Origin of the sequence: Pseudomonas amygdali, assembly GCF_002699855.1 — a bacterium.
GTDB classification, from domain to species: Bacteria; Pseudomonadota; Gammaproteobacteria; order Pseudomonadales; family Pseudomonadaceae; genus Aquipseudomonas; species Aquipseudomonas amygdali.
This window is the reverse complement of the sequence record NZ_LKBW01000212.1, coordinates 37874-48104: the sequence shown is the minus strand read 5'-3', so window position 1 is coordinate 48104 and position 10231 is coordinate 37874. Positions and strand designations below refer to the sequence as shown.

Below are 10231 nucleotides of genomic sequence, written 5' to 3'. Positions count from 1 at the left end.
CACAATATTCTTTCACGGCTGCGAGTTTTGCCTGCACTGTATATTTACCCATGACGCCTCCAAAGGTTGCGTCCAACCTTCGGGGGTCATACCATTCGGCCAATACCGCCAGCGCCAGCGCCGACAAAGGCGTGAGGTCCGATGGCTTGACGATGATCGGGCACCCGGCAGCCAAGGCTGGCGCGCACTTGCGGGTGATCATTGCGTTGGGAAAATTCCACGGGGTGATTGCGGCGCACACACCCACCGGCTGCTTGAGGGTCATCAAACGACGGTCTGCGCTGGGCGCGGGGATGGTTTCGCCGTAGGAGCGGCGCGCCTCTTCAGCGAACCATTTGACGAAGCTCGCGCCATAGCGGATCTCGCCGCGAGATTCGTTCAGCGGCTTGCCCTGCTCAAGGGTCATGATCAGCGCCAGGTCTTCGACGTTGTCGAGCATCGCCTGATGCCAGCGCTCCAGCAGGCCCGCGCGCTCGGCAGCGGGACGTGCACGCCAGGCGGGCCAGGCACGATTCGCAGCTTCGATGGCGCGACGGGTTTCAGGGCCATTCAGGGCCGGAACCTGCGCGATCGTTTCGCCGGTCGCCGGGTCGCTGATGGTCAGCGTTGCACCATCGTCAGCGCTGATCCATTGCCCATCGACGTAGGCGCGGTCTACCAGCAGGCTGGGGTCTTTCAACTGATTCTTGAGCATGGTCGAGTCCTGTTTCGGGATACCTGCCAGTCTAGGCAGGCGCCGCAGTCCAGGATGCTGAAAGCAGGATAACGGCAGCGTCCGATGCTGAAATTTGCCCTCGGACGGCAGCCTCTACTGCTTCAACGAACCCAGCAGGCTTTGCAAAAAGCGCTCGCCCGCGTTCATCTGGCTCTCCTCGATAAACTCGTCCGGCTTGTGTGCCTGCTCGATGGAGCCTGGCCCGCACACCACCACCGGCACGTTGAGCCGCCCGGCGAACAGGCCGCCTTCAGTGCCATAGGAGACCTTGATGTGCTGTGTGCCCGGTTCGGCAAATGCATGCAGCATGCGCACTGCTTCAACGCTCGGATGAGTCTCCAGTGCCGGGTATTCGTTCATCACTTCGATTTCGATAGCGGCCACGCCCGACAATTGTTTCGCTTCGCGTACCAGCACTTCGGCGCGCTCGCGCAGTTGCTCCAGCAGCGCGTCGGGATTGTCGCCCGGCAGGTTGCGGTACTCGAATTCCATGGTGCAAAGGTTGGGCACAATGTTCAGCGCCTTGCCGCCATCGATACGGCCGATGTGCACGGTGCTGTAAGGGATGTCGTAACCCTCGTCACGCGCGCCTTGTTGCTCGATCCGTTTCTGGCTATTGCGCAGCTCGGCGATGAAATCGCTGGCCAGGTGAATCGCGTTGACCGCTCTTGGGGCCAGCGAGGAATGTGCCTCCTGGCCTCGACAGAAGGTGCGATAGGACGCCTTGCCCTTGTGACCGACAGCGAACTGCATCAGGGTCGGCTCGCCAACCACGCACAGGAACGGGCGCACCGGTGCCAGATGCAACACATCCAGCAGCCGTCTCACGCCGACACAGCCGATCTCTTCATCGTGGGACAGCGCCAGTTGCAGCGGACGGATCAGGGTCATGTCCGCGGCATCGAGCATCGCGTCGATGGCCAGGGCAATGAAACCCTTCATGTCGCAGGTGCCACGGCCGTAGATACGCCCGTCACGCAGGGTGGCCTGAAAGGGCGGCATCGTCCACGCCTGACCGGCCGCAGGAACCACGTCGGTGTGGCCGGACAGCAGCACGCCGGGTACATCACGCGGGCCGGTGCTGGCGAACAGGTTGGCCTTCTTGCCGGTCTCGTCCTTGACGATCAACGACTCGATGCCCTTGCTGGCCAGCAGTTCACGGACGTATTCGATCAGTGCCATGTTCGGCTCCGACGACACGGTGTCGAAGGCGATCAGGCGTTTGAGAATTTCCAGGGCGCGGGGGCTCATGAGGCTTTACTCGCTTGTTCGGTAACGATTTCAAAACGGCGAATGTCGAACGGGCTGATCGAGGTGCTGGTCTTACCGGTGCTGATCAGTTCAGCCATCACGTCGCCCACGCCCGGACCGAGCTGGAAGCCGTGACCGCAGAAGGCAAATGCATAGAACAGGCCATCGACCTTACCGCTGCGGCCCATCACTGGCAGCGAGTCCGGCGTGTAGCCTTCAATGCCGCTCCACACGCGGATGATGTTCAGGTTGCCGACACCGGGCAACAGCCGAAGCATCTGCTGCACCTGATTAATGATGCTGCGCGGCTCGACGTAGGCGCGGCGGTTGACCATGTCCGGCTTGCTGCGAAAACCACCGCCGATGACGATGTTGCCACGTGCGATCTGCCGAAAGTAGATCACTTCGTGAGGGATTTTGGTGAACACGCCGATGACGGTCGGCAGCGCATAAGGCACCGGTTCGGTCACAGCCATCTGCGGGCCATTGGTTTCCAGCGGTACGGGCTCGCCAAACTGCGCGGAGAGTTTTTGCCCCCAGGCACCTGCGGTGATCAATAATTGATCGGCAGTGAAAATGCGCCCGTCAGTGGTGGTGACTTCAAATTCGTTACCGACCTTTTCCACATGCGCCACTTCGGTACGCTCTTCGATGCGCGCCCCGGCACGAATCGCTGCGCGCGCAAAAGCCGGTGCAGCCAGACGTGGGTTGGCGTGGCCATCGTGCGGCGCGTAGGAGCCGCCCTTTACGTCCGGCCCGAGAAACCCGAAACGCTCGTGCAGTGCCTTGGCGCTATAGATTTTCAGGTCCAGCTCACGGGCCTCAGGGGCCGCTGCGTAAGCTTCCAGCTCAGCGATTTCATCCTCGCGATAGCAGACGCGCATGTGCCCGCTGGGCAGAAACTCCAGGTCTTCGCCGATCAGCTCAGGCAACCGCTGCCACAGTGCTCTGGAGCGGTTGGCCAGTTCCAGCTGACCGAGGTGCCGGCCTTGGCGCCGCACGTTGCCGAAGTTGACGCCGCTGGCGTACTGGCCGATCACGTCGCGCTCCAGCAGGGTCACCGACTTGCCGCGCTGACGCAGAAAGAACGCCGATGCCGAGCCCATGAAGCCGCCACCGACAATCAGCACATCCACTTTCGGTTGTTTCATGAGGCCACCTCGTCCACCAGCATCGACAGCGGTTTGACCGGTGCCTGCCCGCGCTGACGACCGACCTGCTCGACCGGCACACCGGCTTGGGCAGCGATTACTTCGGCACCGGCCTGCGAGCAATAACGGCCTTGGCAACGGCCCATGCCAACGCGACTGAAAGCCTTGGCGCGGTTGACTTCGCATGCGCCTTTTTCACGCACCACGCCGCGCAATTCACCGGCGCTGATCATCTCGCAGCGGCAGACAATCGCTTCATCGGGCAACGCAGCTGCCTGGGCAGCAGGCCAGGGAAACGCTTCGGTCAGCCCGACACGGAAGCGGTCCATGACCTGCAGATTCTTACGCACTTCTTCGCGGCGCGAGTTATCCACAGGCCGGCCAAGATCGTCCAGCAACGCCATCGCCGCCAATCGCCCTGCCTGTTCGGCAGCATCGGCACCACGGATTTTTGCGCCGTCGCCCGCTGCATAAACGCCGTTCGCCGAGGTGCGACCGTCTTCGTCGACCGCCAGCACCCATTGCCCGGACGCGTCGTCGAAACGCAGTTGGCATCCGGCCAGGTCAGCCAGTTGAGTTTCCGGGCGCAGGTGATAACCCAGCGCCAATGCATCGCAATCGACGGTCAGCGAGTTACCGTTGGCGAGCTTCACGCGCACGCCGGTCACACCGTCCTGCTCGCTGCCGATAATTTCTTCGGGCTGCACGCCCAGGTGCACCGGCACTTTGGCGCTGTACAACTGGGCCAGCAGCTTCATGCCGTTGAACAGCAAGCCAGGGCGCGCGAGCAATTTGGGCATCGCGCCGATGCGCTTGCTGAATGGCGAGGTGTCGAGCACGGCGGCCACATCGGCACCGGCTTTGACGTACTGGCTGGCGACCAGGTAAAGCAACGGTCCGCTGCCCATGAACACCACGCGACTGCCGATGGACACCGACTGCGACTTGAGCGCGATCTTTGAGCCGCCCAGGCTGTAGGTGCCTGCCAGTTGCCAGCCCTTGATCGGCATCAGCCGGTCGGTGGCCCCGGCACACAGGATCAGTGCGTCGTATTCCACCACGGTATGCACGCCCTGGCCGGCACAGCACAGCTCGCCATGCGTGAGGTTCCAGGCCAGTGTGTCGGGGCGATAGTCGATTTGTGCGCGCAGGCGGTCAAAGCTTTCGTGCAGGTCACGTGCCTTGGCGGCTTCAGTGCCATACAACGCTGAATAATCGCGCTTGAAGCCTTCTGGCTGACGGCGATAGATCTGCCCGCCGTCGCGCCGGTTTTCGTCGATCAGAATCGGCTTGATGCCCGCCGCCAGCAAGGTTTCGGCGCAACGGGTGCCTGCCGGGCCAGCGCCAATGATGACGACTCTCGGGCTGGCAGGGTTCTGAACGTCTAACCGTGAAGAAGTGGCCATTTCGCCTCCGGTTGGGTGGTGACGATATCGAGTCCTTCGCGGACCTCGTTGGAGCAGGCGCGCAGGCGCTCGCCGTTGCGGGTCCAGACCCAGCAATCCTGACAGGCGCCCATCAGGCAAAAACCGGCACGACGTCCGGAGTCGAACTCGGACTGGCGCAGCGTGGCTTTGCGGGTCAGCAACGCCACCATCAAGGTGTCGCCCTGCAATGCTTCTATGGGCGCGCCATCGACCATCAGGCTCACAACCGGGCGATCACGTTCGCCCAGTCTCACAAAACGGCCACTCATGCGTAGGCTCCCACGGTCACAGGATTAAGGTTTTCTTGCACGGTCTGCAGCTCGTCGCTGTCGCGATGGCAGAGGATTTCGCTGCCGCCTGCGATCATGCGACGGCTCGGGGCAGTCTTGTTGCACAGGCCTTCGACACGGGCCGGGCAACGGTTGAGAAAGGTGCACAGCTCGGGGTTGTTGGCCGGGGCGCTGATGGGTGGCAGCTTGCCGCTGGTCACACCACAGGTTTCCAGCCAGCCCTGACGCAGTTCTGGCACTGAGTGCACCAGCAGGTCGGTGTACGGATGGAATGGCACACGGCTGAACGCTTCGCGGCTGCCCTCTTCGACCTTGTGGCCGCTGTACATCACCACAATGTCGTCGCACAGCGCGCGGACGGTGGAAATGTCATGGCTGATGAACAGGTAGTAAACCCCCAGCTTGCGGCGCAGTTCGCCGAGCAGTTCAAGGATGCACGCGCCCACCACGGTATCCAGCGCCGAGGTCACTTCATCACAGAGGATCAGGTCCGGCTTGGCCGCCAGCGCGCGGGCCAGGTTGACGCGTTGTTTCTGGCCACCCGACAGTTCGTTGGGGCGCCGCTCTGCCAGTTCACGGGGCAGGCGCACCAGGTCCATCAGTTCGTCAATGCGATCGCGCAGGGCTTTGCCCTTCAGGTCGAAATACATCTTCAGCGGGCGCGCCAGAATTGCGCTGATGCTGTGCATCGGGTTGAGCGCGGTGTCGGCGTTCTGGAACACCATCTGGATGCGCCGAAACTGCTCTTCGGTGCGTCCTGCCAAGGTGCCGGACAAGTCGGCACCGTCGAATGTCAGGCTGCCGTGCGCCGGGTCCAGAAGACCGGCGACCACACGGGCCAGGGGCGACTTGCCCGAACCGGACTCGCCGATCACGCCAATGGCCTGGCCACGGCGAATGGTCAGGTCGATGTCTTCCAGCACGCGAATCATCGGCATGCCTTGCAGGTTCTTTTTGCCGTAGCCAGCAGTCAGGCCCCTGATGGTCAGCAAGGTGCTGTCCTTGACCACCTCGCTGGCCGGTTTCAGTACTTTGTCGGGCCGCGCCGCTGCCAGCAGGCTGCGGGTGTAGGCGTCTTCCGGGCCTTTGAGCAGCGCCGCAGTGCTGCTCTGCTCGATAATCCGCCCGCCATTGAGCACCACGATCTGATCAGCCATCTGCGCCACGACGGCAAGGTCGTGGGAGACATAGACCGCCGTCGCACCGCGCTCGCGCACCACCCGCTTGAAGGCGCGCAGCACGTCGATCTGCGTGGTGACGTCCAGCGCCGTGGTCGGCTCGTCGAGGATCACCAGCAACGGGTCGCTGATCAGCGCCATGGCCGCCATCACGCGCTGCAACTGACCGCCCGAAACCTGATGCGGGTAACGCTGGCCGATGCTTTCCGGGTTGGGCAAGGCCAGGTCGCGGAACAGTTCTACGGCCTTGGCTTGCAGGTCTGCACGGCTGCCCAGACCATGAATCAGCGCGCCTTCGATAACCTGATCAATAAGTTTTTTGGCCGGGTTGAAAGCCGCCGCGGCACTTTGCGCGATGTAGGAAACACGGTTGCCGCGCAGGCCCTGCAACTGGCTTTCGGGCAGGCTGAGCATGTCGTGCTCGCCCACCTGAACCACACCGTCGGCCAGTTTGCAGCCGCGTCGGGCATACCCCAACAGGGCCAGCGCAATAGTCGTCTTGCCCGAGCCGGACTCGCCGATCAACGCCAGCACTTCGCCTTTTTCCAGCGCGAAGCTGACGCCTTTGACGATTTTCAGCTCGCCCTGATCGCCATCGGCAACCACGCGCAGGTCTTGCACACGAATCAACTGGCTCATTTTCAATGCCCTCCCGAGCGGCGACCGCGCCGTGAGGCGAGTCGGTCGATGAACAGGTTGACACCGATGGTCAGCGTGCCGATGGCCAGCGCAGGGATCACGATGGCAGGCGCGCCTTGACTCAGTCCGCCGATGTTCTCGCGTACCTGCGAGCCAAGGTCGGCATCGGGCGGCTGCACACCAAGCCCCAGAAAGCTCATGCCGCTGAGCAGTAACACGATGAAGCCAAAACGCAGCCCCAGGTCGGTCATGACCGGGTTGAGCATGTTCGGCAGAATTTCCCGGCAGGCAATGTAGATACGACCCTCACCCCGCGTGCGCGCCACTTGCACGTATTCCAGCGCCTCGATATTCACCGCCAGGCTGCGCGCGATACGAAACGCTCCCGGCGTGTAGCTCAATACCGCCGTACAGATCAGCAGCACCTCGGAGGAGCCGAACGCCGACACCATGATCAGCGCCAGCATTTTGCTGGGGATTGAGATGAACGCGTCCATCAGGCGACTGATGATTTCGTCCAGCCATTTTGGCGCGACCACTGACAACAGTGCGCAAAGCGTGCCGATGCCGCTGGCCAGCACGGCAGAAATCAATGCCAGACCGACGGTGAAGCGCGCACCGACCAGCACGCGGCTGAGCATGTCGCGGCCCAGGTAATCGGTGCCGAACGGATAAAGCGCGCTCATGTTTTCAAACATGTTGTCGGAAACCACTTCGCCAACAGCATGCGGCGCGAGCCAAGGGCCGAACAGCGCAACCATCAGCCAGATGAAGCACACCGTTGCGCCCAGCAAGCCAAGCCATGAGGTGGGGCGGGACGCTTTTTTGCGTAGCACCGGTGCCGGCGCTTCAGGCGTCGATTTCGCAATGAATTGAGTCATTGGGTTCTCAGCCTCGGATTGGAAAGAATTGCACACAGGTCGGCCATCAGCACCAGACCCAGGTAAGCGGAGCAGAACAGCATGGTGCAGCCTTGAACCAACGCCATGTCACGGTTGGTTACAGCATCGACCATCAGGCTGGCGATGCCGGGGTAGTTGAAGATGGTTTCAACGATGACCACGCCGCCCAGCAGGTAGGAAAGGCTCAGCGCCACCGCGTTGACGATCGGCCCGATAGCATTGGGCAAGGCGTGGCGCAGTACGATACGCACCGGGCTGACGCCCTTGAGGCGGGCCATTTCCACATACGGGCTGTCCAGTTGGTCGATAACCGCAGCGCGGGTCATGCGCGCCATTTGCGCCACGATCACGCAGCACAGCGTCATCACCGGCAACGCGTAAGTGCGCATGAATTGCCACGGCGAGCTGACGTCACCGCCATACGACAACGCCGATAGCCAGCCCAGGTTGACGGCGAAAATCAGCAACGCCAGGGTGGCCACCAGAAATTCGGGCACCGCCACCAGGGTCAGCGTGATGAAACTCAGCGCCCCATCAAGGCGGCTGCCGCGGTACATCGCTGCGCCAATGCCCAGTGCCAGCGCTAGCGGTACCGAGACCAGCGCGGTGGTTGCCGACAGCATCAGGGTTTTCGGAAAGCGCCCGGCAATCAGCTCGGACACCGGCATCGCGTTGGACACCGACTCACCGAAGTTGCCGCCGAGCAGGTTGGTCAACCAATGCAGATAACGCACCACACCTGGCTGATCCAGGCCCAGCTTTGTACGCAATGCGGCGACCTGTTCAGGCGTCGCGAATTGCCCAAGGGCCTGTTGTGCCGCGTCTCCAGGCAACACCGCCGTAATGGCGAAGACCACGATGGAAACGATCAACAACGTCACGATCGCCGCGCCGAAGCGCTGCACGATCAACCAGAGTGTGTTGCTATTCATCTGCATCCTCCTGCTCGGTTCAGCGTTGCATTTACACGTCCAGCCAAACCTGCTCGCTGAACATGTAGCCCATGAAGCCGCCCAGCGGGTTGCTGGAATAGCCCTGAACGCGCTTGTCCACGCCGTCGATGTTGCTGATGAACACGGGGATGCCGATGCCGCAGTTCTGGCTTACCAGGGTCTGCATGTCGCCGTACATTTTGGCGCGCTTGGCGTCGTCGGTTTCCCCGCGGGCCAGCAGCAGCAACTGGTCGAACTGATCGTTTTTCCAGCCGGATTCGTTCCACGGTGCCGAGGACTGGAAGAACTGCGAGAAGATCACGTCCGCGTTCGGTCGCGGGTTGATGTTGCCGAAGCTCAGCGGGTGCTTCATCCAGTGGTTGGACCAGTAACCATCGCTCGGCAGGCGGTTGACGTTGAGCGTCAGCCCGGCCTGTTTGGCCGACTGTTGCAGCAGCACGGCAATGTCCACCGAACCGGTCGCAGCAGGCGATGCCGCTACGGCCATGGTGATTTTTTCCATGCCGGCTTTCTTGAGCAGGAATTTGGCCTTTTCCGGGTCATAGGCGCGTTGCGGCAGGTCAGTGTTGAAGTAACGCGAGCCGGGCGCAATCGGGTGGTCGTTACCGACGCGGGCATAGCCACGGAACACGGCCGATTTGACCTGCTCACGGTCCAGCAGGTACTTCATGGCCTCGGTGAATTCCGGGCTCTTGCCGGGCATCTGGTCCTGGCGAATGATCAGGTCGGTGTAGTTGCCGGACGGCGCATCCACAACGCGGTGCTTGGCGCTGGCCGCGATGCGTGTGGTCGAACGCGGGTTGACCTCGTTGATCATGTGCACGTCGCCGGACAGCAGCGCGTTGACCCGCGACGGCTCGTCGGCAATGGCAATGAATTCGATCTCGTCCAGGTACGGCAGGCCTGGCTTCCAGTAGTTAGGGTTGCGCGCACTGACCGAGCGCACGCCAGGGTTGAATTCCTTGACGGTGAACGGGCCGGTACCGATGCCCTTGCTGAAATCAGTGGTGCCTTCGGGCACGATCAGCAGGTGCGAAACCGCGAGGATCGATGGCAATTCGGCGTTTGGCGAGCTGAGGGTGATCTGTACTTCCAGCGGGCCGGTGGCCTTGATCTCGGAAAACTGCGCCATCAGCGGCAGGACTTTCGAACCGGTGGCCGGGTCCTTGTGGCGCGACAGGGAGAACACCACGTCGCCAGCGGTCAATGCCTTGCCGTTGTGGAAGGTCACGCCCTGGCGCAGGGTGACGGTCCAGACCGTGGCGTTGTCGCTTTCGATCTTTTCGGCCAGCTCCATGTGCGGAACCAGATGGCTGTCGAAACGGGTCAGACCGTTGTAGAACATGAAATGGCGAACGTAGTCGGTAGACAGCGCGCCTTTGGCCGGATCAAGCGTGTCAGCGGTGGAGCTGGACATGCCCGCCACACGAATGCGCCCGCCTGGCTTGCCTTTGACAGGCGCATCGGCGTCATCGGCAAAAACCTTGCCCGCTGCACCGAACAGGCTGGTGGAGCCCGCCGCAACCACACCTGCAACACCCAGCATACGCAGCGCATCGCGCCGCGACAGACCACGATTGAGACCTTCGAAAACACGCAGGCTGTCTTGGCCTGTGATCAGCTGGGAGTCGGTTTTTTTGTCAGCCATATCAGTTCTACCTGTCGAAAAGGGGAAATTCCGAGTTGCTCACGGTTGGCCGGAGCGTCCTTCAAGCACACACGACG

The 10231-nt window shown here is 62.1% G+C and carries 9 protein-coding genes; all 9 read right to left on the bottom strand.

The genetic code is table 11. The annotated features are described in order from the left end of the window. A partial coding sequence (locus tag AO277_RS14485) for an aldehyde dehydrogenase family protein (protein WP_257214231.1) occupies positions 1-694 on the bottom strand: 694 nt, incomplete at its 3' end. Between the two features lie 114 nt (positions 695-808). Next, positions 809-1966, bottom strand: a complete 1158-nt coding sequence (argE, locus tag AO277_RS14480) for an acetylornithine deacetylase (RefSeq protein WP_002555952.1) — start codon at positions 1964-1966, stop codon at positions 809-811. Beyond that, the gene (locus tag AO277_RS14475; protein WP_044319364.1) at positions 1963-3117 is read right to left on the bottom strand and encodes an NAD(P)/FAD-dependent oxidoreductase; all 1155 of its coding nucleotides are present in this window, start codon (positions 3115-3117) and stop codon (positions 1963-1965) included. The genes argE and AO277_RS14475 overlap by 4 nt, the downstream gene beginning before the upstream one ends. Then, a complete protein-coding gene (locus tag AO277_RS14470) occupies positions 3114-4523 on the bottom strand; it encodes an FAD/NAD(P)-dependent oxidoreductase (RefSeq protein WP_044319365.1) in 1410 nt (469 codons plus the stop codon). The genes AO277_RS14475 and AO277_RS14470 overlap by 4 nt, the downstream gene beginning before the upstream one ends. Further along, entirely contained in the window at positions 4502-4813 is a 312-nt protein-coding gene (locus AO277_RS14465; protein ID WP_044319366.1) for a (2Fe-2S)-binding protein, read from the bottom strand. Before AO277_RS14465 ends, AO277_RS14470 begins: the two co-directional genes overlap by 22 nt. Further along, positions 4810-6651 carry an ABC transporter ATP-binding protein gene (locus tag AO277_RS14460; protein WP_044319367.1) on the bottom strand — a complete coding sequence of 614 codons (1842 nt, stop codon included), beginning with the start codon at positions 6649-6651 and terminating at the stop codon, positions 4810-4812. Before AO277_RS14460 ends, AO277_RS14465 begins: the two co-directional genes overlap by 4 nt. Positions 6652-6653: 2 nt before the next feature. Continuing rightward, positions 6654-7532: an ABC transporter permease gene (locus AO277_RS14455; RefSeq protein WP_044319368.1), complete on the bottom strand. Its 879-nt coding sequence runs from the start codon at positions 7530-7532 to the stop codon at positions 6654-6656. Next, positions 7529-8485, bottom strand: a complete 957-nt coding sequence (locus AO277_RS14450) for an ABC transporter permease (RefSeq protein WP_044319369.1) — start codon at positions 8483-8485, stop codon at positions 7529-7531. Before AO277_RS14450 ends, AO277_RS14455 begins: the two co-directional genes overlap by 4 nt. A 31-nt stretch (positions 8486-8516) precedes the next feature. Then, positions 8517-10154 carry an ABC transporter substrate-binding protein gene (locus AO277_RS14445; protein WP_044319370.1) on the bottom strand — a complete coding sequence of 546 codons (1638 nt, stop codon included), beginning with the start codon at positions 10152-10154 and terminating at the stop codon, positions 8517-8519. Between the last annotated feature and the right edge of the window lie 77 nt (positions 10155-10231).